Origin of the sequence: Gardnerella sp. DNF01144 (assembly GCF_049244245.1) — a bacterium.
In the GTDB taxonomy this organism is placed as follows: domain Bacteria; phylum Actinomycetota; class Actinomycetes; order Actinomycetales; family Bifidobacteriaceae; genus Bifidobacterium; species Bifidobacterium piotii.
Window position 1 is genome coordinate 306,148 of the sequence record NZ_CP058390.1, and the last position, 26,326, is coordinate 332,473.

Annotated in this window: 14 protein-coding genes; 12 read left to right on the forward strand and 2 right to left on the reverse strand. The window is 44.7% G+C overall.

Annotation, left to right across the window (positions count from 1 at the left end; genetic code table 11):
• Positions 1-41: 41 nt before the first annotated feature.
• A complete protein-coding gene (locus HXT36_RS01210) occupies positions 42-2,096 on the reverse strand; it encodes an AMP-dependent synthetase/ligase (protein WP_032815797.1) in 2,055 nt (684 codons plus the stop codon).
• Positions 2,097-2,540: 444 nt separating this feature from the next.
• Between HXT36_RS01210 and HXT36_RS01215 the strand changes: the two genes are divergently transcribed.
• The 11 genes from HXT36_RS01215 to HXT36_RS01265 all read left to right on the forward strand — a co-directional run bounded on the left by HXT36_RS01215 (position 2,541) and on the right by HXT36_RS01265 (position 23,845).
• Positions 2,541-3,140, forward strand: coding sequence for a 50S ribosomal protein L25/general stress protein Ctc (locus tag HXT36_RS01215; RefSeq protein ID WP_421778945.1), 600 nt, complete (start codon positions 2,541-2,543; stop codon positions 3,138-3,140).
• A gap of 561 nt (positions 3,141-3,701) precedes the next feature.
• The gene (locus tag HXT36_RS01220; RefSeq protein ID WP_421778947.1) at positions 3,702-13,166 is read left to right on the forward strand and encodes an InlB B-repeat-containing protein; all 9,465 of its coding nucleotides are present in this window, start codon (positions 3,702-3,704) and stop codon (positions 13,164-13,166) included.
• Positions 13,167-13,264: 98 nt separating this feature from the next.
• A complete protein-coding gene (gene rpmE, locus HXT36_RS01225) occupies positions 13,265-13,477 on the forward strand; it encodes a 50S ribosomal protein L31 (RefSeq protein WP_004113085.1) in 213 nt (70 codons plus the stop codon).
• 144 nt (positions 13,478-13,621) lie between these two features.
• Positions 13,622-14,719, forward strand: a complete 1,098-nt coding sequence (gene prfA, locus HXT36_RS01230; RefSeq protein WP_116285916.1) for a peptide chain release factor 1 — start codon at positions 13,622-13,624, stop codon at positions 14,717-14,719.
• 111 nt (positions 14,720-14,830) lie between these two features.
• A complete protein-coding gene (gene prmC / locus HXT36_RS01235; RefSeq protein ID WP_421778949.1) occupies positions 14,831-15,718 on the forward strand; it encodes a peptide chain release factor N(5)-glutamine methyltransferase in 888 nt (295 codons plus the stop codon).
• A gap of 21 nt (positions 15,719-15,739) precedes the next feature.
• Positions 15,740-16,417: an L-threonylcarbamoyladenylate synthase gene (locus HXT36_RS01240; protein WP_421778951.1), complete on the forward strand. Its 678-nt coding sequence runs from the start codon at positions 15,740-15,742 to the stop codon at positions 16,415-16,417.
• Positions 16,414-17,517: an MraY family glycosyltransferase gene (locus HXT36_RS01245; protein ID WP_116438504.1), complete on the forward strand. Its 1,104-nt coding sequence runs from the start codon at positions 16,414-16,416 to the stop codon at positions 17,515-17,517. The genes HXT36_RS01240 and HXT36_RS01245 overlap by 4 nt, the downstream gene beginning before the upstream one ends.
• Before the next feature lie 166 nt (positions 17,518-17,683).
• On the forward strand, positions 17,684-19,228 hold the full coding sequence (gene guaB, locus HXT36_RS01250) for an IMP dehydrogenase (RefSeq protein ID WP_004130610.1): 1,545 nt from the start codon (positions 17,684-17,686) through the stop codon (positions 19,226-19,228).
• Between the two features lie 196 nt (positions 19,229-19,424).
• Positions 19,425-20,132 (forward strand): oligoribonuclease, encoded by a 708-nt coding sequence (gene orn / locus HXT36_RS01255; protein WP_410294292.1) that lies wholly within the window; start codon positions 19,425-19,427, stop codon positions 20,130-20,132.
• Positions 20,133-20,198: 66 nt separating this feature from the next.
• Entirely contained in the window at positions 20,199-21,647 is a 1,449-nt protein-coding gene (locus tag HXT36_RS01260) for a PIF1 family DEAD/DEAH box helicase (RefSeq protein WP_421778954.1), read from the forward strand.
• A gap of 368 nt (positions 21,648-22,015) precedes the next feature.
• Entirely contained in the window at positions 22,016-23,845 is a 1,830-nt protein-coding gene (locus tag HXT36_RS01265) for a proline--tRNA ligase (RefSeq protein WP_421778956.1), read from the forward strand.
• A 198-nt stretch (positions 23,846-24,043) separates the two neighbouring features.
• Here HXT36_RS01265 and HXT36_RS01270 read toward each other — a convergent pair whose 3' ends face one another.
• On the reverse strand, positions 24,044-24,622 hold the full coding sequence (locus HXT36_RS01270) for a single-stranded DNA-binding protein (RefSeq protein ID WP_421778958.1): 579 nt from the start codon (positions 24,620-24,622) through the stop codon (positions 24,044-24,046).
• 390 nt (positions 24,623-25,012) lie between these two features.
• Here HXT36_RS01270 and HXT36_RS01275 point away from each other — a divergent pair, with 390 nt between their 5' ends.
• A complete protein-coding gene (locus tag HXT36_RS01275; protein WP_421778961.1) occupies positions 25,013-26,224 on the forward strand; it encodes a CAP domain-containing protein in 1,212 nt (403 codons plus the stop codon).
• Positions 26,225-26,326 lie beyond the last annotated feature (102 nt).

Below are 26,326 nucleotides of genomic sequence, written 5' to 3' on the forward strand. Positions count from 1 at the left end.
CGCGGTTTGCTGGCGATTCGCGCATTACGATTTAATCAGCGCTACTTCTTGCGAATCGTGTACATTTGCGTGTTGAGCAATGCAGAATACTTCTTAATAACGCGAGGGCGAATAATCTTCATAGAAGCCGTCATTAAGCCGTTTTCTTGAGTAAACTCTTCTGGCAAAATAATGAACTTTCGCACAGATTCCGCGCGCGATACGCCCTCGTTTGCAAGATCCACAAACTTTTGAACTTCCGCACGCACAACCGCGTTATTTGCTGCGTCTTCCATGCTCATAGTCTCGTCCAGACCCTTGGATTTAAGCCAATTGCGCAAAATCTCCTCGTCTAAAGTAACAAGAGCAGATATAAATGGCCTCTTATCTCCAAGAACAAGAGCTTGAGACACAAGCTCGCAACGCTTAATCACTTCTTCAATAGGGCCAGGAGCCACATTCTTGCCGCCAGCAGTAATGATTAAGTCCTTCTTGCGACCAGTAATGTAAAGCATGCCGTCGTCGTCAATTCTGCCCAAATCGCCAGTAGCATACCATCCGTCTTCTGTAAACGAAGTTTCGGTCGCCTCTTCGTTCTTGTGATATCTCTTAAACACGCAAGTGCCCTTAATTTGAACTTCGCCATCTTTAGCAATTCGCAAAGTGAAAGCTGGGAAAGCAATGCCAACGGAGCCTTCGTGGAATGGAACGCCAATAGGTGTGAACGCACATGGGGCAGTGGTTTCCGTAAGGCCGTAGCCCTCGTAAACTGGCACGCCTGCGCCGCGGAAGAACGCTAGCAGCTCTGGGTCAAGCGGCGCACCGCCAGCAACAATCCAGCGCGCACGCCCACCAAGCGCTTGGCGAATCGGGCGGTAAACCAGTGGATCGTAAGCAGCGCGGCGAGCCTTTGTTAGCGCCTTAGCGTCTCCAGAATCCTGTACTTCCTTCATGTATTGCTGAGCTGTAACAACAGCACCCTGGAAAGCAAGTCCCTTAGCGCCGTGACCTGCCTTTTGCGAAGCCGCGTTATACACTTTTTCGAGCACACGCGGAACAACAATCATAACGGTTGGCTTTGCAACTTGCAGGTCAGATATAAGCGTTGTAATGCCTTGTGCAATGTAGATTCTAAGCGTGCTAGCAACAACAATATAGTTGATTGCGCGCGCAAACGAATGTGCTTGAGGCAAGAACAGAAGCACAGATCCATCAGGCTCGCTAAGCAAGTCTGGCAAATAAATCGGCAAGTTTAATGCCGTTGTGCAATAATGCTCATGCGTCATTTCCACGCCTTTTGGCGCAGCTGTAGAGCCAGAAGTGTACACGATTGAGCACAAGTCGGTTTTTTTAACCGAGTCAATGCGCTCGTCTAGCTCTTCATCGCTAACAGCGTATCCAAAAGCTTGAAGTTCCGCCAATCCGCCAGTTTCTATGCAAATAATGCGCTCAAGGCTTGGGCATTCTTCGATTGCGCCGTCTGCCTTTTCCTTCATGTCGGTTGTTCCAACAATCAAAAAGCGCGAATCGGAGTTGTTTACAATGTTGCGAATTTGCTCGGCAGAATCAGTGTCGTAAATCGTAGCAAGCACGCCTCCGCAAGCCATAACTGCAGCGTCAGCAATATCCCACTCGTACGAGGTTTTGCACATTAACGCAACAGCATCTCCCTTGCGCAAACCGTAGTGCATTAAGCCTTTTGCGGCATCTCGCACTTCTTTAAGGAACTGATTTGCTGTTTTTGTAACCCATTCGTCGTTTTCTTTGTACGTGTAAAGCGGATCGTCTCCCATTCGAGCGGCCCTATCTGCATACAAGTCGTAGATGCTTGTGCCTTCATCTAGCGGAGCGCTTCCCTCGGTTTTTGTAGTCAACAAGCCAGTTTGTGGGTCTAGGAAAGTGGTGGTTGGCATTTCTGCGCCCCACTCTTCTACGCGAGGCAGACGCGATTTTTGCGCAAGTAGCGTGTTTGCTGCTTCTTGTTTTTCTTCGACTTGCGAGTAGTCTTGGCTTCCCGAGCGATCGTCGCTAACTGGATGCGCGAAGTTGCTGCCGATTTGCAAGGCCTTGCGAGCAAGGTTGAAAGCTTGCTGCTGGAGTGTGTTTAGCACGGACACGTCTGCTCCTTAATTGCGCTAATCTTGAGTCATAAATTTGCGTTGCAACATGTAATTTGTGTTGCAACTCGTGTCACAACTTTAGTCACAAAATCAGCTTGTTTTTTAATCGCACAATTTAATGCGCGCTTACTTCTTTTATATATGATAATAGCTTGTATAGCTCAAGTCACTTTTTGCCTTGATATTGCCCTGATTTTGTGTTGATATTTTTTGGATAAGCGCATGTCTAAGTGTTTTTGTAGACTAGACAAGTTGCTTTGGCGAGGGAATAACACTGCGATACTTGCGACGAGCGCTTTGCGATTGCTGCCTGCGATTGTTGTGTAAGTTCCGTTATCGACTGGGCTGATGCCAACTTATGGTGGTTTTCGGCGCGTCGGTGCGCCTGAAGCTGGATTTAAATAAGATTATCCGCATAATCCAGACCATAAGGAGACCGATATGGCTACAAAGATTACACTTGAAGGCAATGTGCGCAATGAGTTCGGTAAGGGTGTTGCTCGCCGTTTGCGTGTTGCCAATTTGATTCCAGCCAGCATTTACGCTGGCGGTGCTGAACCTGTACACGTTACTCTTCCAATGAGGGAGACCACTCTTTCGCTTCGTCACGCAAACGCCTTGTTTACCATTAAGTTTGGTAAGGAATCGCGAATCGCAGTTGTTAAGGATGTTCAGCGCAACCCTGTTAAGCGCATTGTTGAGCACATTGACTTCTACGAAGTTAAGGCTGGCGAGAAGATTGACGTTGAGGTGCCAGTGTTTGTTGAAGGCACTCCAAAGGGTGCTGCTGTTGCATTCGTAGACGTTCAGGAGCTTAAGGTTCGCGCAGACGTTGCCAACTTGCCAGAGCGCTTGGTGGTTAATGTTGACGGCTTAACCGATGGTACCAAGGTGTTTGCTAAAGACGTTAAGCTTCCTGAGGGCGTTGTTCTCGACATGGATGGCGAAGAGTCTGTTGTTAGCGTCACCGTTCCAGAAGATGCTGCTACAGAAGAGCCAGCTGCTGCTCCTGCTGCTGCAGAAGCTCCTGCTGTCGAGTAAGGTTTTGCTTAGAATTTTTGCTTAGAATTTTTTAAGATTTGCTTGGCATTTTTAAGATTTTCTAGGATTTTCTAGGATTTTCTAGGATTTTCTAAGATTTTACAAGCCGCGCATAGTCAAGATTTTCTTGGCTTGCGCGGTTTTTGTATCTCACACGATTCCGCATTTTGTACCAAATTTGACTAAAAAATGGTACAAAAAGCGGAAAAGCAGGTCGTGTCGTTCGCGCGGTCTAAGCGCGCGAACGTCTTCGCCGCGCAGAAGCAGTGCTTCTGCCTTAAGCGGCTCAGCGAATCGAAGTGCATTCGCGCGCTACGCTATTCCTCACGGCTATTAGTAGCCGCTCGGCTGATTTGGCATGTAAAGTCCACTGGACTTTACATTTGAGCCAAATCACGCTTTGAAGGAGCTTGAAATGCGTTATGCAATTTCAAGCTCAGTCAAAGCGCTCATGCAAGTCGATTCGAGCAAAAACCCTTGAAACAAAAATACTTATGGGGGGGGGGTATCCGTGCTGTCTGATAGAATGCAAAGGTTAAGTATTACGAGTTGGGAGTTTCAGTGGATAAAGCAAAAGACGTTGCTAGCAAGGTTAATTCGAGCAGCAAGCAAGTTAAGCATAAAAGCGCTAAAAATAAAGGCGCTAGTAGCTTAAAGAATGTTTCTTCGAAGAATGCGAATAATGCTTCTGGTCGCATTGGCGTTGCTGCTGTAGCTTTAGCATCTACGCTGTCTATGTTGCTTCCTGGTGCAACTGCTTTAGCTAAGACTCCTCTTAACGCTGATTCTTTTGATTCGTCTTATGTAAAGAGTGCTGCTAAGACTTCTGGCAAGGGTGCTGGCAAGGGCAATGGCGACCCAAACGGATTATATAACAATGGTTTGCTTAACACAGGTGCTACTTCTGAGCGCGCTATGCGCCAGATGGTTGGTTCTGCTAAAGAATATTTAGTTAAGCATGCTGATTCTAATGCGGATTCTAACAATAGTGCGGCAGTCGTTGATAATCAGGAAGCGGCTGCTGGCGATTCTTCTGTGGGCGTTAAGGGTTCTGGCGAACGTTCTGGGGCTGGTTCTGAGGCTAGTAATGATGCTGCTTCTGAGACTGGCAATGGCGATAATGATGTCGATGGTGATGGCTCGGTTGCTAGTACCAATAGCAGCAATGATGTTAGCGTGGAATCCAGCAGCAAGCAAATCAAGCCTACAACTGAAGATCAGTCTGCTACTAAAGATGGTTCTAAGGTTGCAACTGACGATGCTACTAAGAGTGAGACTAAGGATGCTACTAAGGGTGAGCAAAATAATTCAGATTTAGCAAAGCCAAAGAGTAAAGCTGTTGAGAAAGAACAGCCTGCAGAAGTAAAGCAAGCTGAGACTCCTGCAGCAAAGACGGAGCCAGCAGATGCAGAGCCTGCCAAGACTGAGTCTGCAAAAACAGAAGTTTTGAATCCAGAGCCTGCATCGAAGCAAGATGATGCATCGAATCCAGAACCTGCAAATTCTGAGCCTGCTGCAAAGACGGGTTTGGCAACAAAGGCGGCTTCGGAAACAAAGACGAATTCTTCTGCCAAGACTGAGCCAGATCAAAAGTCAGCGCAGCCTGCAAGCACAGAAAACGCGCAGTCTGGAAGTGAACAGAATGCAAGTGCACAGAAGGCAAGCTCCGAAGAGACAAATCCTGAAAACACAAATCCTGTTGCAAAGGTAGAGAACGATTCCACTAAGCCAAAAGTTCGTAATCGTAGAGATGTTAATCAAAGTGCCAAAGATTCCAACAAGGGGAGTAGTGTAACTCCTGAAGCTGAAGATTCAGGTGCATCAAGCACAGATAGAAGCGGTGAGAATGCGACTAGCTCCAATAATAATTCTAATGCCAACAGCCAGGTAATTAAGCCGAATACGGATAATCAAGAGGCTAAGACCATAGAGAAGGCCAACGAACAGGTACAAACCGACAAAAAGCCAACAGCTACATATAATTTGCAAATTCGCTATACGATTGGCGGAGCTCCAAATAAGCAGCTTGTGCAGCCGTACGAGCTTACGATTGACGAAAATCAGCTAAATAAGCTTAGTGATCCTAAAAATTATGTGTATGTTAAGCTTCCAAAGTCTGCAGGATATAACCCTGCCGTATATCATAGTGGCAATTACCAGTACTACATTGAAAAAAGTAAAGGCAAGTATGTTATTGATGATGGCATGCATGCGGATGCTGATCGCTACTTGCGTCTAAACAAAGATCTTATTAAAGAATACGCTGTAAAGCAAAGGCAGGTTGTTGGAGGTAACAGCAGCGACCAAACTTCGCAGCCAGGTGCAAAAGATGGAATTCAGTACTATGGCGAGTTGAACATAAACTACGCTCCTAAAACAGCTAAATATTACATTCGCCACATGCTGCAAGATGCTGACAATAGAAATGAATTCAAAGAAGATAAAAATGTATCAGGCGTTAAGACCATTACGGTAGGTGGCGAGCAAATTCACGTTACCGAAGTTACTGGTACAGTCGGCTCTAATGTAAGCGCTGTTTCTGTGTATATTCCAGGCTACGAGCCAGAGCACAATTTGATTAGCTCGCCTCTTTCGGATTCCGAAGACGAAAAAGACAAGCTTGTTTTGAACCTTCGCTACTACCGTAAGGCTTACGACGTTACTTACGATTCTGCTGGCGGCACAGATATTACTGCTCAAAAAGTGTATTACAAGCAAAATGTGCCACCAGTTACAAACCCAACTAAGCGCGGCTACACGTTTAAGGGCTGGCATATTGTTGACCCTGCTGAAAGCACAGCAAATACGCAAAACGTTAATTTTGATGCTAGCTCTCCAATGCCAGATCACGATGTTAAGCTTCGCGCAATTTGGGAAGAGAATAAAACCACCAGCTACCGCGTGAGTGTGTGGGTGCAGAAGGCGGATTTAGTAGACAAAAAGAATCCAGATTCGCGTGCAAACTACGACTTTGTTGGTCTTGTTGAGCGTACGAATGTTAAGACTGGCAGCAGCGTTGATCTTAATAGTATGAACGATGCTGGCGTTGCTAATGATCCTAATAAATTAAGCGGCACTAATAAAGATAATCCTATTTTGGACTCTGAGCTTGGCTTAACTAAAGAAGAGTTGCAAGGCAAAAATTCTGATCACAAAGACGGCTTAATTGCAAAGTTCAATTGGATGAACGATACGCCTGTAACAAGCTTAGATGGGTATGATACTGAGAATCCTGATGATCCAAAAAATTATACTGTAGATTCTAATGGCAAAAGAGTTTACAAGGACATATTCACGCGCTATTTCTATGTGAATAAAAAGCTTACTAGAAAATCTACAAAAGATACTACTAGTACAGACACTACGCTTTCTGCTAACGACTTAGATAATAATTTTGACTTAGTCTACGATCGCAAAGAGTACGAGCTTATTTTTGCTTCTCCTAAGAACAGTAATAATGGTATGGGCGGCAATAATGTTGTTATAAATAAAAAGAACAGCAAAGGTGAGATAATTAGTTATTGCTACGCTGGCGGCGGTGATTGCTCAGATAAATTAGACAATGAGTCTACTTACACGTATGGTAATAGTTTTAATAAAGTAACTAACAAAGTTGATCATAATGGTTACCGTGTAAAGGTTCGTTACGGTCAGAGTCTTACTGATTTTTGGCCTAATTCAGATGAAGTAGACTTTATGGATGATGGTAACACTTCTTCATTAGGTTTTTTGATTGGTGGAAATGTTAGTGGAGGTACTTATGGTACATATCGTGATACTCCTCCATTTCGTTTAACGAAAGAAGAATTTGTTGATCCAAAATTCCATTGGATGTATGGTAAGGGTACGGCTTCGCAGATTAGTGACAACCCTGCAGATAAAAATGCGCCAAAGTATACTGTAAGAGATGATCAGCGCCTACTTATTCTTGATTCCCATGATAATTCTGAAAAACTTCAAGCTAATCCTATACAGGTAATCATTAAAAAACAGAGCATTGCATCTGCAAAAAATGGCGATACTGGCAAAAATATTAAGTATGAGATTTCTACAGATTCCTATAGTAAGGATGATACTAACAGTAGTTCTTATGTGTTTCCTCCGTCTTCTATTGCAGGTTTTGAGTCAAAAATAACTGGTCTTAAACCTGACAACAGTAATCGTGAAGATGGTGTTAAGATTGGGGACGCTCTCGATGCTGATGACTTCTATACAAAAGTACATGAGCTTTATGAAGAAGTAACAGGTGAAGACGCTCCAGACGATGCTCCAGAAGAAGGAAATGATGGCGATTTTCCTGCCCCTGATTATACTTCTGGCGAAGACGATGAGGATGGAGGACTTGCTCTTAAAAAATTAAATGATGAGATTGCTAGAAGACTTAAAACTGATCCAGCATATAAGAAATATTACGAGTTTAAAAAGAAGTATCATCTTGAGTTCCGTCGCTACTTCGCTGGCATTGAAAAAAAGCTTAATTTTGGTGATGAGGTTAAGTGTAGAGAATTTGAGTCTGATAATATAGTAACTCTCGAGTACGACCGCAAGAAGTACGCTGTGCAGTTTTATAATGCGGACGGCAATGCTATAAGTGCTGGTGCTGGTAGTAGCGATGTTGCTAAAGAAGAACTGCCGTATGAGTATAGCTTGTCTAAGCGCGGCAATGCTAAATTGACTGGCGAAGACGAAAAGCTATACTATGACGGTGGCAAAGTTACGTCTTACGATGCTTCTGTAACTAAAGACAATGCTGATACGTCTAAGCAGTTCGATGGCAAGTACACTTTCACGCTTAATGGTACTAAGTACTCCATCGTTCGCCCTGCTGATTTGCCAAAAGACTATGTGTTTAAGGGCTGGGCTGTTGATCAAGCTGGTATTCATCTTATAAATGGTGAGATAAACGACAATAGTGAAAGTACTGAAGGTGACGGCAAAGCTAAAGGCGAAACTAAAGATTATACAATGCCAGTTAACGGCATTAAGCTTTACGCTGCGTGGGGTAAGCCAACTGATATTAAGCACACTGTAACGCTTGATTACAATATGAATCAAATCGGCAATGACGGTAAAGAGAAGCCTGATACTGACGTAAAGGAAACGAGGACAGTTAAGCGTTACGATCCGCTCAACGAAAAGGAAATCAGTATTCCAACTCGCAAAGGCTACGACTTCTACGGCTGGGAGCTTGCTAAAAAGGGCGATGTGGAAGTAAAGGATCATACTCCGTACGCTTTTGGCAACAAGGTAGTAGAAGATATAACGCTTAAGGCCGTGTGGATTAAGGATACTCGCTACAACGGTACTTTTAAGCACATATTCTTAAAGCCAGGCGTAACGTTTAAGCAGTATAACGATGCTAAAACTACTCACACGGAAGCCGCGCTTGTAGATCACATTTCTACTCAAACGGTTTCCGGCTTGCGCGAGCATTTGCGCTATAATGCGGAAGCAGTCTACAGTGACGAAACGCACTTCCCAGATAAGCATTTCACAAGCTTTGAAGCATCGAGCGATGCCTCTAAGAATACTGGCGAGTTTATTTACCAAACGTACAATACGCGCAAGTATAAGGTTCGCTACGTTGATCAAGACGGCAAGGATCTTCTTCCAGAAAACGAAGTCAGCTCTGTAAATAGAGAGTACGACGTAGCATTCTACAAGCATATTGACGGTTTTAAACCTAGAGAATTGCAGCAGAGTATTACGTATATTACTGATAGCGACGGCAAGCAAAAAGCTAACGATATCCCTGAAATCACCTTCACATACGACGACGTTCGCGTGTTTAAGCGCAAGAACGAATCGCAAGCTCGCCCAACCAACTACACGCGCTACGTGTTCAAAGTGGATGATAATCAAAGCTCTATGGGGAGCATTGTTGACTGGCAAGGAAAAACTGTAGCTGACGGCTCTGCTCTTGTTTATGATGCGATTTCTGGCACGAAGGCATACCAAATGCCGCTGCCTCAAGATCCAGTTGCAAAGCCAGGCTACGAGTTTGCAGGCTGGACTTCTAAGATTTATATAGATAATGGACATGGTTCGCAAACGGAAAGCGATGGCTTTAGCCGTCTTCCAATTCTTTCTGAATCGCAATCATATCCAAAAGTTGTTTACATTGCTAACTTCAAGCTTAAAGCTCCTGTTGCAATCGATACTAAGGTCTTGAAGCCAACAGATACTTTGAAACTGGATGAGGAATCAGCTAAGAAGCTTATAGCGAATGCTGATAAGTATCCAACTAGTGCCACGTTCAGCTTTGCACCAAGCGAAAAGTTCGACAACACTCCAGGCTTGCACAAGATTAAAGTGCAAGTAAAGCTTGATGGAAACACTGCTGAAACTGAAGTGCTGTACCGCGTGCTGCCAGATCTGGTGTACGCAAGCGATTGGGATACGTTTAAGGCTACTGACTACGGCAAGAGTGCTGTAAAGAATAACGAATATGTGAAAGTCACTTTTACTGGTGATTTGCAGCAAGGTAGGATTCTTGGTCATGACGGCGAGACTAGCGAGAATAACCCTGCGCTCGTTGCATACGTTTATAAAGGTAAGAAGGATATTTCTGTACGCGTGCCGCAAGCCTTTGGTAAGGAATACGAGGATGATCATTATCACTACGTGTTTAAGGGTTGGACTACTGGCACACAAACCGATCCAGCAAAGATATCTAACTACGATATTAAGTCTGAAGATCGCTACAAAAAAGACACGTTTAGTAATGATGTAACTTACCACGCTGTTTACAAGCGAATCGACTACTTCTCCAGCTCGTCCGATAATGGAACAGTTCCGGAAGATTCTGTAATCGCAATCTTTAAGCCTGCACCAGGTCGAAAGTGGAAGGACGGCACAAGCGGTCCTAAAGTGTTCTACGTAAAGAAGGGCACTGATCTTTCGCATATTCCGTACAGTTCTAGCGACTCTACTAACGCTTTGACGAGGCTTAAAGAAAACCTAACAAATGCTACTGGTACCTGGTCTAGAAGCAGCATGATTAATGGCAAAGAAGAAGTAACGCCTATAACAAATGTTTCGGATTGGCAAGTTAATAAGCCGTTCCAAGAGTTCGTGGCAGATCAAACGCCTTGGACGCAGCCAGAAGTGCAGACTGATTACTTTGTTGCTGTGCAAGATAAGCGTGACACACTTCCGCCGTTAGACAAGTATTTGACAAATCTTGATGCTTTGAAGAAAGAGGCAGAAGCTAAAGGCGAGATAAAAGATGTAAAAGTCGAATACGATTTGCCAGAAGGTAAGCAGCCAGAAGACTTTGAGAATAAAATGCTTGCTAAGCCTTCTTTGTACACTGTACCGCTAAGGATTACAGTCAATTACAAGGATGGTGCAAAGCCTGAAACGTATAAGCGCGTTGCTCGTCTTAAGGTGATTTACCAGTTGATGTACCCAGAAAGCTTGCCGAAGCTTGCAAATGGAGAGATTGACACTAATTCTCCAGAAGCGAAGCAGGTATTGGATAGTAACAATTTTGCTAGAGTGAGCTTTATTAATGCGGACAAAGACCAGTATTCGCAAGACGGCAAAGGAAGCTTTGGCAAAAATGACCGCACGTTGTATTACGCGCGTAAAAATTCTGCTACTGGCGTAAAAGCTCCGCAACCTGTTGGCAAGGATTATGACGCTGATGGATATCATTACGTGTTCAAAGGATGGAGAAAGCTCGACCATTTTGTTGATCCTGCTGCGAATAGCACTGTGCATACGCGTGCAAGGCGTAGCTTGCCTGATTATTCAGCAATTCCTTTCACTACTTTGATGGTAAGTGAACCAGAATTTGTGACTAGCGTTAATGTGCCAGATACAAAGAAGGATCTTTTAACAGACGAGCAGATTCGTAATGAAATACATGATGCGAATACAACGTATCAAGCAGAGTACGATAGAATACCGAATGTAATTGACGCTTCACAGCAAGACGAGATTCCAGATGGATATGTTGCAACCATATTTATGCCAGGATATGGAAGAAAGTGGTCTGATGGTTCACATAGGCCAAAGATTATGTATATTCGACATGGCAAAGATAGGGAAGCAAATATTAAGTTTGCGCAAGAAGTTGCTAATCGTATGAGTAAAGACCTTTCTGGTTTTACTAATTGGCAAATTTATGATGCTAAGAATAATAAGTCAAGTATTTTCCTAAGTGATAGTTGGAATATATCTACTCCTAGAATACTTGTTGCGGAACAAACTGGTACTTCAGATATAAAGATTCCAGAAACAGTTATTGGCGTGGGTGAGAGTATTCCAAACGTTAATAAGCTAGTGCATAACACTGACCCTAAAGTGAGTGTATCTGTAGATAGTAGCTCTACGGTTGATGTTTCAAAGCCTGGAATTTCAACAATTATGGTGAATGTAACTAAGCCTACTGATGAAATTGATACGGCTACAAAAAAACATAAAACTGTTACGACTAAGTTGCCTGTGCGCGTGTACGTTTTGCCTAAAGTTATTGCAGATAACGATTTGCCAGCTGAGGGCACTGCTGCAGCCAAGTTTGTAGAAAAGAACTACACGAAGGTGACGTATGTAGCTGGTGAGGGCGGAGAAATGAAGTCTCCTGTGTTCACATACTGGGTGCGTAAAGGCGCTAAGGATTTGCACATGCCAGTTCCAGATGTGCTTGCAGCTAATGGCTACGTGTTTAAGAATTGGACTTCTATCACGACTGAGACTCCAGTAGCTCCAGCAGATATACGCAAGGCTACAGCAGAGGAACGCGAAGCTTTGGCTCGTTTGGCTAAGATTGACGGAATGCACGATGTTGCAAAGCAGATTAGTGATTCGCGTAAGTTTACGTTTGCTGCTTTGCAAAATCTTCTTAACGAAGCGCGAAAGAGTCGCGCGAAGCAAGAAGCTTACAATGTCTACAATGCTAAACGCGAAGAATTAGCTCAGGTTGCTGAAAGAAAGGGTAACACTGATCTAGCTCAACAAATTCGCGATTCTCATGATTCCTTGCAAGATATTAAGTATAAGCTTGCAGAAACTGGCATTGATGTTGACGAAGTCATTGAGCAACTTCATGAAAAGGCTTTGCTTGTGAAACTTGCAAAAGAAGCTGGAAAGGAATGGCTTGCTAAGCAAATTTCCAATTCCAAGCATTCTTCAATAGAAGCTTTGAAGAATTTGATGCGAGAAGCTGGAATAGACTTGACATTTGCTAATTATGAGGTAACGAATAAGAGTAATGTCAGTGATGAACAGCGAGAATTGCTTGCTGAGATTGCTGACGATGCGAATAAGCCATTTGTTGCAAAGATAATTCGCAGCTCAAAGAAGTCTAGTTTGGAAGTTTTGAAGCAGGTTTTGCGCAATGCTGGTGTGGATTTGTATGCTGTTCCTGCATCTGAGCCAAAGAAAGAAATCACTGTTACTGCAAACTTCGAGCTTATGAAGCCTATGAGGTTTGAGTTTAGAAGTTCTGCGGTTTCGGGTATTCCTGCAACGTTTACGCTTGCAAACTTAACGGAGAATTCGAGTGGGAATACGACTGTTAGTGTAGATGGTGTTAATAGTCCTATTAATGCGTTGACTCCTAATAGTCCTGGCTCTAATGGCCTTCTTCCTTATTGCAATGGCACTACTTGCAAGATTTCTGGCACGCCTAAGATTGTGGATGGCAAGCCTAAAGTGGAAGTTAAGTTTACAACTGTTGACCAGTATGGGCGTCGTGCGGAGATTGTTGTGTATATTGACGTAGTGGATTCGGCAAAGCCTGATCCAACGCCTGACACGACACCAGTGCCTGAGCCTGATTATTCAACGGGTCCTTCGGATTATGTTGTTCCAGCGTATGAGCCTGCACCTGTGCCAGCTCCTGTTCCTGTTGTGCCTTTGCAAGATAAGCAAAAGACGGGAGTTAAGGGTGATTTGCTGCCTCAAACTGGTGTTGATGCTTCGCAATCTGCGTTAATCGCAAGCTTGTTAGCGTCTGTTGGTTTTGCTGGGTTCGCTGCAAAGCATAGGAGAAAGCGCGAAGACGGTAAGAATAACTAAGCGAGTCGAGGGTAGTAACTAAAATAGCGAAGGTTCCGGTTCACGCTTAGCTATTGGGGCTTTGCGACCCGGGTCGCCCGAATTCCATAGGAGACATTATGAAGCAGGGTATTCATCCCGACTATCACGCAGTGCAGGTTACCTGCTCTTGCGGAGACACTTTTGTAACTCGTTCCACCGCTGATGGCGATCATATGACGGTTGACGTGTGCTCAAAGTGCCACCCATTCTATACCGGCAAGCAGAAGATTCTCGATACCGGCGGCCGCGTGGCTCGCTTCGAGAAGCGCTACGGTAAGAAGACTAAGTAGCTTTTTAATCGCCAGCCCTGCTTTCGTGTAACTTCGCGGAATCGGGGCTGGCGTTTTATGTGCTAAACATGTGTGTATCTTACAATATTTAATTTAATATTTTCGATTCAAAATCCGCGTTATGCGCGACTACAAAGGAACAAAATGGCCGAGTCAATAGATGAGCAATTCCCAGCAGCGGTTACAGCTCTAAACGAATACCGCGATATTGAAAATCGCATGGGGGAGCCAGAAGTAGCGTCTAATCCAGACGCAATACGCAAGCTCGGTCGTAGGCATGCAGAACTCGGGTCAATCGTAAGCGCGTACTTAAATTACAAGCAGCTTTGCGAAGACTACGAAGTAGCTAGCGAGATGGCAAGCGAAGACGAAGACTTAGCAAAAGAAGCAAAACATTTAGAAGAGCAGATTCCAGCAGCAAAAGAAAAGCTTCGCACAGCGCTGATTCCTAGAGACCCAGACGATGCGCGAGACATGATTATGGAAATCAAAGCTGGCACGGGCGGCGAAGAAGCGGCTCTGTTTGCTGGCGATTTATTGCGCATGTACATGCGTTACGCGGAAAAGCGCGGATGGACTACCGTAATCCAAAGCGAAAACGCGACGGAGCTTGGCGGCGTAAAAGACGTGCAGCTTGCGATTCGCGCAAAAGGCACGCCTGCTCCAGAAGACGGCGTGTGGGCAAGCATGAAGTACGAAGGCGGAGTGCATCGCGTGCAGCGAATCCCAGTTACGGAATCGCAAGGGCGTATTCAAACTTCCGCGGCTGGTGTAATCGTGTTCCCAGAAGCAGACGAAGACGACGACGAAATCGAAATCGATCCAAAAGACCTTAAAATCGATATTTTCATGAGCTCTGGCCCTGGCGGACAGTCCGTTAACACTACGTATTCCGCAGTTCGCATGACGCATATTCCAACGGGAATTGTTGTTAGCATGCAAGATGAAAAGTCGCAGATTCAAAACCGTGCGGCGGCTCTTCGCGTGCTAAAGTCGCGTTTGCTTGCCATGAAGCACGAGCAGGAGGCAGCGGAGGCGGCAGATATGCGCCACTCGCAGGTGCGCTCGTTGGACCGTTCTGAGCGAATCCGCACATACAACTTCCCAGAAAATCGTATTGTGGACCATCGTACGAATTACAAGGCATACAATCTTGACCAGGTGCTTAATGGCGATTTGCAAGCGGTTATAGACAGCGATATTCAGGCAGATGAAGCCGATCGCTTAGCTAAAGCCAAGTAAGTAGTAATATCTTTAAACTCGTTGCTTGTGTTGGCTTGTAGAAATTGGCTTGTAGAAATTAAATTGTAGAAATTGGCTTGTAGGAATTAGCATCTAGGAATTGCTTGTATTATGCGCGAACTCTTGCAAAATGCTATTGCGTGTCTTTGTAAAGCAGGCGTAGATTCTCCACAATATGACGCTCGTGTACTTTTAGCGCACGCTTGTGGCATAAGCTTAGCAGACTTAAACAAAGCGCTAATACTTGACGATTTTAAGGATTTTTCGCACGATTATGCTAGCAAATATAGCGATTTTATATCTAGGCGTGCTTCGCGCGAGCCATTGCAGCACATTATTGGATGCGCAACTTTTCGCTACATAGACCTAATAGTAGGTAAAGGCGTTTTTGTGCCAAGGCCCGAGACAGAAGTGGTAGTTCAAGAAGGAATAGATTGGATTTGCGCAAATAATCTAAAAAATCCTATTGTTTTAGACTTGTGTGCAGGCTCGGGAGCAATCGGACTATCGGTTGCAAGCGAAGTTGCAAACGCGCAAGTGTGGGCTGTTGAAAAATCGCCAGAAGCTTTTGAATATTTGCAAAAAAACTACCGCAAAATCGCAGAAAAATATAATATTTTAAACAGATATCACGCAATATTAGGCGATGCTACAAACGTTAATCTGCCTGAAACAGCTGCGATTAAAGAGAAAGTAGACGTAGTAATCACAAACCCACCATACGTGCCAGAAAGCAAGCCACTAGAGCAGATTGAAGCTCGCGACTACGATCCAAAAATGGCGTTATATGGTGGATCTAAAGACGGACTACTAATACCGCAAAAAATTATGAAAGCGAGTTTTGCGTATTTGCGTAGGGGTGGAATAATGGTTATGGAACACGATATTACGCAAGGAGAAGCGCTTGCAGATTATGCAAAAAACGTAGGATTTAGCAGCGCAAAAGTCAAAAACGACTTAACAAACAGAGCAAGATTTGTAGTATGCCAAAAATTGTAGTATGCAAAAAAGAGGCTAAAAATGAGTAAAATTTGCACGATTAACGAAGAATCATTGCAACTTGCAGCGCAAATAATCAACGCAGGCGGAGTAATCGTAGTGCCAACAGACACAGTTTACGGAGTAGCATGCGACCCATTTAACGAGGATGCAGTAGCGAAAATCTACCAACTAAAGCGCAGACCGCGCACAAAAGCCTTGCAAATACTTATGAGCAGTGTAAGTGACTTAGAAAAACTTGGGCTTTACTTGCCAAGCCCACTAGACGTGCTTGCGGAAAAATTCCTGCCAGGCGGATACTCGCCAATCGCGCGCGCAAAAAAAGATTCGGTAGCTACAAGGCTTGCTACGCTTTGTAAAGCAGATGAGGGCAGTGAGCAAAGTAAAGCAACGCAAAGTCAAGCAACGCAAGGCGTGCGCGTGCCAGATTGCCCAGAGCTAATGAAAATCTTGCGCGTTACGGGGCCATTGGCTGCATCTAGCGCAAATCGCAGCGGAAACGAGAGCGCAGACAGCGTGGAAGAAGCGTTTGAGGCTTTTGGAGACGAAATTCCACTGTACTTAAACGCGGGGCCAACGCGCTCGCATGTAGCAAGCACGGTAGTTGGCGCGGACTCAGCAGACGCGGACGGAATTGTGATTTTGCGCGAAGGCGTTATAAGTGAAGAACAGATAAGAGCAGAAAGTCGCAAGAAATGAGGGTATACCTATTTATAGCAGCAATCGCAGGAGGCGCAACGTGGCTAATAATGCCGCTTGTACGTCATCTTGCGATTCGCATAGGAGCCGTTGGAAAAGTGCGCGCTCGCGACGTTCACACAATACCTACGCCCCGTATGGGTGGAGTTGGAATGCTATTCGGCTTTGCTGTATCGATGGCGTTTGCAAGCTCCATGCCTTTTATTTCGGGGCTTTTTGCAGGAACACATCAGCCGTGGGTGGTTTTGGCTGGAGCGGTACTCATATGCCTTTTGGGCGTTTGCGACGACATTTGGGACTTAGATTGGATGCTAAAACTTGCAGGTCAATTGCTAATAGCTGTTTTTGTTGCGTGGGGAGGGCTTCAAATCGTAGCGTTGCCGCTCGGCTCTCTAGTTACAGCGTCTCCAAGTCTTTCAATCGCAATAACCGCAATACTAATCGTGGCTTCAATTAATGCAGTCAACTTTGTAGATGGTCTAGATGGGCTGGCTTCTGGAATTGTAGCAATTGGCGGAATCGCATTCGCAACATACTCTTATATTCTTGCGCGCACATCTCCAAGCTACGCTTCAATGGCAACTCTTATAGACGTTGCAATGGTTGGAATGTGCTTAGGGTTTATTTTGCACAATTGGCATCCAGCAAAGCTTTTTATGGGTGATTCTGGCTCCATGCTAATCGGGTATTTAATAACTTGCGCGTCTATTATAATGACAGGCCACTTAGACCCATCTGCAGTGCACACAAGCATCTATTTGCCAGTATTTATGCCGATTTTGCTTCCGATTTTAGTGCTGTTTTTGCCAGTGTTAGACATGTGTTTAGCAATATGCAGAAGGCTTGCAAAAGGGCAGTCGCCAATGCATCCAGACCGTATGCATTTGCATCACAGAATGTTGCGTATTGGGCACTCGGTGCAAGGAGCAGTGCTTATTTTGTGGGGATGGGCGGCGCTCATATCTTTTGGCTCAATAATGATTCTGTTCTTTAAAGCAGTTTACGTGCTTGTTGGCATGATTATTGCGGCGGCGTTGCTTACGGTTCTTACAATGATGCCATATTTGCGCAGGCGGCTGCCAGAGTTACGAAATTCGTAAAAAGTGGAGTAGTGCTTGAATTGATGCTAATCGCAGTACCCGTCGCATTAGTCGTAGATAGTCGTAGATAATCGCGCTGTAGTGGATTCAGCGCAAAATGGCCACTAAATATTGTGTATGAAACGCGACTTTTGCAAACGTCATAGCAAAAACGTATAGTAACCCTATGGTTACAACTGATATGAACATGCAATCTGCGTATACTCCTGTTCCTCCAATTTTCGAAAAGCTCGGCCTCGCGTACGACGATGTGCTTCTGCTTCCAAACGAAACCGATGTAATTCCATCCGAAGTAGATACAACTACTCATCTAACTCGCGAAATCACTATGAAAGTTCCTGCAATTTCTGCAGCAATGGACACTGTGACCGAGTCGGATATGGCTATTGCAATGGCTAGAAATGGCGGAATTGGCGTACTTCACCGCAATCTTTCCATTGATGATCAGGCTGCGCAAGTAGATATTGTTAAGCGCAGCGAGTCGGGTATGATTACCGACCCTCTTACTGTTCACCCAGATGCAACGCTCGCCGATTTAGATAAATTGTGCGGGCGCTTCCATATTTCGGGCTTGCCAGTAGTAGATGGCGAAAATCGTTTAGTTGGCATTATTACCAATCGCGATATGCGTTTTATTGCTTCCGAGGATTACGATCGCTTGAAAGTTAAAGACGTGATGACTCGCGAAAATCTTGTAACTGGTCCTTCGAATATTTCTAAAGAAGATGCGCATCGTTTGCTTGCGGAAAACAAGGTTGAAAAGTTGCCGCTGGTTGATGCTGAAGGCAAGCTTACAGGTTTGATTACTGTTAAGGACTTTGTTAAGACTGAGCAGTACCCAGATGCCACTAAAGACGACCAGGGTAGACTTCGTGTGGCTGCTGGAATTGGTTTCCTTGGAGATGCTTGGCAACGTGCGTGCGCTCTTATGGAAGCTGGTGTAGACGTTCTTGTTGTTGATACAGCAAACGGTGAAGCTCGCTTGGCATTAGACATGATTCGCCGAATTAAGGCAGATAAGGCTTTTGACGGCGTGCAAATTATTGGCGGAAATATTGCTACTCGCCAAGGTGCGCAGGCGATGATTGACGCTGGCGTTGACGCTGTAAAGGTTGGCGTTGGCCCAGGCTCTATTTGCACTACGCGCGTTGTTGCAGGTGTTGGTGTGCCTCAGCTTACTGCTGTTTATGACGCTGCTCAAGCTTGCAAGGCTGCTGGAATTCCATGCATTGCTGATGGTGGTATTCACTATTCTGGAGATATTGCTAAGGCTTTGGTTGCAGGAGCCAACACCGTTATGCTCGGCGGCACTTTGGCTGGATGTGAGGAAGCTCCAGGCGAGAAGGTTTTGCTTCACGGCAAGCAATACAAGCTTTATCGTGGCATGGGTTCGCTTGGTGCAATGGCGCCTCGCGGTAAGAAGTCTTATTCTAAGGATCGTTACTTCCAGGCAGATGTTACTAGCTCCGATAAGGTGGTTCCAGAAGGCGTGGAAGGCGAAGTGCCATACCGCGGTCCGCTTAACGCTGTGCTTTACCAGTTGCTCGGTGGCTTGCATCAGTCTATGTTCTACGTTGGCGCTCACAATATTGAGGAGCTTCAGGAGCGCGGTCGCTTTATTCGCATTACGGATGCGGGCCTTAGGGAATCGCATCCTCACGATATTGTGATGACTGCAGAAGCGCCAAACTACAGCGGTTTCCACAACTAAGTCGCAAGTTGTGCGCGAGTTGCGTATGTCGCGCGTATAAGTCGCATATAAATCGCAAGTATTTTTGCATTAAACGGCGAAAAGTTAGCTAAGTCTTATTTGCTACTTTCTAACTTTTCGTCGTTTTTAATACGCGCCTCGTCGGTGGGAAGATGTAGGCTGATGGGTTCAAAAAAATATTAGGAAAGGAACGAAAATGGCAGAAGCTAAGGAAGATCTTACGTTTACGCCGAAAGAATCGCGTTTAATTTGGATTGATTGCGAGATGACTGGTCTCGATATTTTCCACGACGAATTATGCGAAGTATCTGTAGTTCCAACTGACTTTAATTTGAAAGTTCTAGATGACGGAATTGATTTAGTGATTAAGCCAAGCGATGCTGCTGTGAGTCATATGAACGATTTTGTGCGCAATATGCACACGTCTTCTGGTCTTGTTGACGAGTGGAATAAAAACGGTTTGCCTCTAGAAGAAGCACAAAAGCAGGTTGTTGAGTACGTAAAGCGATTTTTGCCAGAGCGCGGAAAAGCGCATCTTGCTGGAAACTCCGTTGGCTCAGACAAAAAATTCCTCGACCGCTACATGCCAGATTTAATGGCAAATCTGCATTATCGTGTAATCGACGTAAGCACGTTGAAGGAGATTTCGCGCAGACTTTACCCAGACGTTTACCGCAATAAGCCAGCGAAACACGGAGGCCACCGTGCGCTCGCGGATATTATTGAGTCGATTGACGAGTTGCGCTACTACCGCGATATGATGTTCGTTCCAACTCCAGGGCCAAGCGAAGCACAAGCAAAAGCGGGCGCGCAACACATTGAGAGCACGAGCTTGCTTCGCGACTACGAGCGCAGAGGCGAAGCTCTAGAAGACGTAAATTCCGCAGAAAAGCGCGATTATTAAACAAAGCGTGACTATTAAACGCATTAAACGTAAATGCGCAAATAGCGCAAATAAAAGGTGCTGCCAATGAAGCAATCGGAAGCGTTAGAAATAATAAACGCGGGCGCAAGTGTGTTCTTAACGGGCGCTCCTGGGTCGGGAAAAACGTATGTTTTAAACCGTGCTGTGCGTTCAATGCGCGAAAACGGTTTAAGCGTTGCTGTAACAGCTTCAACGGGCATTGCAGCAACGCATTTGAACGGCCAAACCATTCATTCGTGGAGTGGAACAGGCGTTGCAAACGCGCTTACCGATTCGCTTCTTAAAACCATTAGAGCTCGGCGAGGAAAGCGCATAAAAGCCACAGACGTGCTTGTGTTGGACGAAGTTTCCATGATTCACGCTTGGCTTTTCGACATGGTTGACGAAGTGTGCCGCAAGGTGCGCAAAAATGATTTGCCTTTTGGCGGACTGCAAGTGGTGGTTTCTGGCGATTTCTTCCAGTTGCCGCCAGTTAGCACGTCTACGCGAAATCGCGATGTATTCGAGCCTAGCCCTGAGTTTATTACATCGCGCGAAAAGTATGCTGCTGCTGGCAAAAATCCCGAAGGCTATATTACGGAATCGTTTGCGTGGGATTCTCTAAAACCTGTTGTGTGCTATTTAACAGAGCAACACAGGCAAGATGATGGCAAGCTTCTTAGCGTTTTAACAGATATTCGAAGTGGCATTGTGAGTAATGAAGATAAGCAAGTTCTTGCTAGTCGACTTGGCGAATATCCTCAAGATAGAGAAGTTTCGGTTCATCTTTTTCCAACAAACGCGCAAGCGGACGGCTTAAATAATGTTCAACTTGCTGCGATTGATGCTGAGCCTCACGAATTTGTAGCAACGGAAGCTGGCCCTAAAAATCTTGTAGAGCGCTTAAAAAAGAACATGCTTGCGCCTGAACGTCTTGTATTAAAGGCTGGTGCGGCTGTAATGGCTTTGAGAAATGACCAAGATAAGCAATATGTGAACGGTTCTGTTGGGCGAGTTTTGCGATTTGCACCTGAATCCAAAGGTGGCTGGCCGATTGTTGAGTTTGAAAACGGCAATATTGTTACTCTTAAGCCTGCTGCTTGGGAGATGACAGATGGCGAAACTGTTCTTGCTAGCGTAAATCAAGTGCCACTTAGATGCGCGTGGGGAATTACGATTCATAAATCGCAAGGAATGACGCTTGATAGTGCAGTTATGGATTTGCGCCGTACTTTTGCGCCTGGAATGGGATATGTTGCGCTTTCTAGAGTGGAAAATTTGAGTGGACTTTATTTAGAGGGCATTAATGACCGCGCGTTTAGCGTTTGCGCGGATGCTGTGATTCTTGATAGCTCTTTGCGCGAAGCTTCTGAGAAAGCAAGTAAGCTTCTTACTAACAGTGGTGCTAATTCTTTCGTAAAAAACACGTTAGAAAACGAATTCGTTAATCAGCAGGAACTTGATATTTTTGCAAGTACTAGCAACGATGAGTTTGGATTCAATGACGAGTTTTAGCATTTTGCGCCACGACATGCCTTTTAGCTTAGAGCGTTTTGTGGCTAATCTGCGCGAACGACATAATCTATATTCCGCTTTTTGTACGTGATTTGGGTCAAATTTGGTACAAAGTGCGCGGGCGCGACGACCTGCCTTTTCGCTTAGAGCGTAGCGCGAAAAGGTAATTCGGAGCGCTGAGCCACTCAAGGCAGAAGCACTGCTTCTGCGTGGCGAAGACATTCGCACGGCTAATCCGTGCGAACGATACTTCCGCTTTTTCTAGCTCTAATCGTCGTTTTTAGCTACAAAGCCGGTAAAGTGTTTTTGCTTTTGTTTAGTAGCGTAAACAAGTGTTTATGTCCTCATGCGCAAATAGATTGGAACGCATGGGTTCTAATGTACTTCGTATGTCTAAACTGTTTCTTCGTACGCTGCGCGAAGATCCAGCAGATGCGGACGTGACTTCCGCAAAACTTATGCAGCGCGCAGGCTACATTCGTAAATCCGCTCCAGGCGTGTGGACGTGGTTGCCGCTTGGTCTAAAAGTACTCAATAAAGTTCAAGCGATTATTCGCGAAGAAATCAACGGTATTGGCGCTCAAGAAGTTCACTTCCCAGCGCTTCTTCCACGCGAGCCATACGAGGCTACTAATCGTTGGGAAGAGTACGGCGACAACATATTCCGCCTCAAAGATCGCCATGAGGCTGACTATCTTCTTGCTCCAACGCACGAAGAAGTCTTTACTCTTCTTGTAAAAGATATGTATTCTTCGTACAAGGATTTGCCACTAACTTTGTATCAGATTCAAACGAAGTATCGCGACGAATTCCGTCCGCGCGCAGGTCTTATTCGCGGACGCGAGTTTATTATGCAAGACGCTTACTCGTTCTCGATTGACGAAGATGGTTTGAAGTCTGCTTATGTTGAAGAGCGCGCTGCCTACGCTCGAATTTTCGACCGTTTAGGCATTAAATACGTGATTGTTCACGCTGTTTCTGGCCCTATGGGCGGATCGGATTCCGAGGAGTTCTTGGCTCCAATGGCAATTGGCGAAGATACTTTTGCTCTCGCTCCTTCTGGAAAAGCTTGGAACGTTGAGGCTTTGACAACACCAGAAATGCAAGATGTTGACTGCTCGGCAACTCCTAAAATGGAAGCTCTTGATACTCCAGATGCTAAGACGATTGAAGCTTTGGTTAAAGTTTCTAACGATTTGCATCCACGCAAAGACGGCCGCGAATGGCAAGCAAGCGATACTTTGAAGAACTTGATTATTGCTGTTAAGCACCCTGCAGATGCAGTCGGCGGCGAGCACGAGGAGCCATGGCGCGAAATCGTAGCTATTGGTGTTCCAGGAGATCGCCAGGTAGATATGAAGCGTCTTGAAGCTCAATTTGCTCCTGCAGAAATCGAAGAAGCAACCGAGGATGACTTAAAGTCTCATCCTGAGTTTGTTAAGGGATATATTGGCGCTGGCGTATTAGGTCCTCAAGCTCGCAAAGATGGAAGCAAAATTGCTTGCCCTGTTCGCTACTTGATGGATGCTCACGTTGCAAAGGGCAGCGCCTGGATTACAGGAGCAGACGAAGACGGCAAGCATGTTTACAACGCTGTTTACGGCCGCGATTTTGAGGCTGATGGCGTTGTTGAGGCAGCACAGGTTCGCGATGGAGATATGAGCCCAGATGGTTCTGGTCCGCTTAGCTTTGAGCGCGGTGTGGAAATTGGCCAGGTATTCCAGCTTGGCTTAAAGTATTCTAAGGCTTTGGGCTTAAGCGTTCTTAACGAAAACGGCAAAGCTGTGCCAGTTTGGATGGGCTGCTACGGTATTGGCGTTAGCCGCGTGATTGCGTGCCTTGCAGAAACACATCACGATGAAGCTGGCCTTGCATGGCCTATGGCGATTGCTCCAGCTCAAGTTCACGTTGTTGCTACTGGCAAAGATCAAGTTGCTTTCGACGCTGCTGAGAAAGTTGTTGAAGAGCTTAGCAAGCAGGGAATCGAAGTAATATTCGACGATCGTCCAAAGGTTTCTCCAGGCGTAAAGTTTAAGGACGCGGAGCTTGTTGGCGTGCCGCTGATTGCTGTAGCTGGACGAGACACTGTAAACAATGGCACGATTGAAATCCGCAATCGCAATGGCTCAAATGTTGAAGCAGTTCCAGTTGATGAGGCTGCTAGCCGCATTGTAGAGCGCGTTCGCGAGCAGTTATAATCCAATAACTTGTAACAGCTAATTAGCGATCAGCGATTAAACAATTGAACGATTAAAACAATATTGCCGTTGATATAATGCTTTGCATGTTTTGCATGTGTGCGCATTATTTTCAGCGGCAATATTGCTATGAATAACAGTAGTAAAATTTTAAACAATACTATGCTTAAGTCTAATGTTTAATATTATTAGACTTTTCTAAAAATCATTGGCGCCTCCTTCAATATCGTTGTATTGTTCTTCATCTAATTGGCCTCCAAAATCACTTATTTCTTCATTTTCTTGAGAATTAGAAGAATTTGATTTAGAAGACATTGGATTTTTCATTGCAAAGTTTTGATTTTGACTATTTCCATTTTCGCTATAGTCTTTGTTTTTAGAATCTACGTTTGCAACGCTTTTGTTTCTAGCATACGAAGTCTTAGTAAATTCACTGATTCCGCGATTTAGGTCGTGTCCGATTGATGTTGCTTCTAGAACCACTCGCGATCGGTCTTCTCCATCTTTGTGCCAAGATTCCGTATTTAAATTTCCGCAAACTACGATTGCGTCTCCCTTATGCACGCTTTTTAACACGTTTGACGCTAGAGACTTGTACGCTTTTACAGTCATCCATGTTGTTGGACGCTCCTTCCACGCTTTTTCTTCATTATGATAGTAAGAAGATGTGCTTCCAATTCTTAGTGAGCATGCGGGCGCATTTTCGTTGCGACTAAAGTTTACAGGGTCGCTTCCAACGTATCCGCTGATTGTTAATGTTGCTTGTTGCTGTGCCATATTTTTCAACCTTTCAAGAGTTTGGACTGCGACTAATTTAAGTCTCGAAGTTCATCGCGCAAAACCGTGTTGATTATCGTGGCTTTTGGCAAATTCGCCGCAGTAGAATCAACTATGAATTATGGAAAATAGTTGCGCAATATATTTTTATAAATGTGGTTAAAGCCTATGTTTTATTCACATTGATTAAAAAGTCTTGACAAAATATGCAAAAGCTAGTAGCGGATTAAAAGTCTAAAAAATATATGTAGATTGGTATACTTAAAGGAGCGGTTTTTGTTTTGTTTAGCATAGAGTGAGCCTAGATTTTACTTACTTCTACTTACTGTAATGCTGAACATAAAATTGCTAAGAGATAGTTATGTTCGTATACGAGAGAGGACTACGCTTATGTGGAATAAGTTGCATGTGTTTTCTGTAAAGAAATGCCTAGCTGTTGCAACATCGGCTGTTGCTTGTGTGGCAATGATTGGATCTACTGCAGTATCTGCTAGTGCATTGGTTGATTTGCCTAATAACAGCGTTGCAAATGTTAATACAAATTGGCAGATTAAAGACAATAAAGTCGCAAGCTACATTTTAGGCGAAATACGTAATTTGCGCTTAAAGTATTATCAAGATGGCGTTACACTTATGAACGGCATGCCTCTTGCGGATTATGTTACTTCTAAGGGTCTTACAAAAGAGCAATATATTGATGGTATTCGCTACGATCGCGCAAACGAAGAAGATGCGTATCGTCGCGCAGAAGAGACTGCTAAGCATGGCAAGATTGATCATTTGGGTCCAGATGGCGTAAGCCTTCCAGACTACACTGGTCGTAAGGCTTGGGGCGAAAACCTTGCTTGGGGCGAAGGTCCAGAAGAATCTATGCACGATTGGGCAGAGGAAGAGGAATCCCAATTGCGCCAAGCTAATGGCATGATAAACGGTGATAACGCTCACTTATATCAAATTTTGAACCCAGAAAACATTTCCTTCGGTTATGGCGAGGCTGCTGGCGGTCCTTATGGAAAAGTATCTGCTTTAACTTTGTCAACTCAAGTTGGAGATACCGACTATCAAGATGGCGAGCTCGATAACACTCCTCATCTTGATTTTGCTTGGATTGTTCGAGACAACGACATTGCTGTTGGTGCAAATGCATATAGCAATAAGACTCTTGAGTATCGTTGGCTTTCTTACAATTTGAGTACTCAGCAGTGGGCAACTATTGCTGATTGGAGTACTGGAAACTGGGCTTCTTGGGTTACAAGGCCAGGCGACTATTGGTTGCATTGCGAAGTACGCGATCCTTCTACTAAGAAAGTTATTTTAGAGAAGACAATTGCTTTCCACTACACGGTTCCAAGTCAGACTGTTATTGCTGGAACGTACGCTGCATGGCAGGGTAATAGTGTTCTTCTTGGCGCAACTACTAATAATCCTAATGGTTCTACCAAGATTAAGATCTACGATTACAACGCTAAGCAGTGGGTTGAGGGATTTGATGGTCCTTGGGCTTTGTGGAGCCCACGTCCAGGTATCTATTGGACTCATTTTGAGGCATATGATCAGAACGGCGACTTGTCGGATGTTAAGACATACGCATTTGGCGTGTGAGTTTGATTAGCTGATCTGATTAGCAAGTCACATAAACATAAAAAAATCAATATAAAAGCCTGCTTACGTATTAAACGTTTGCAGGCTTTTTTTGTTTATATT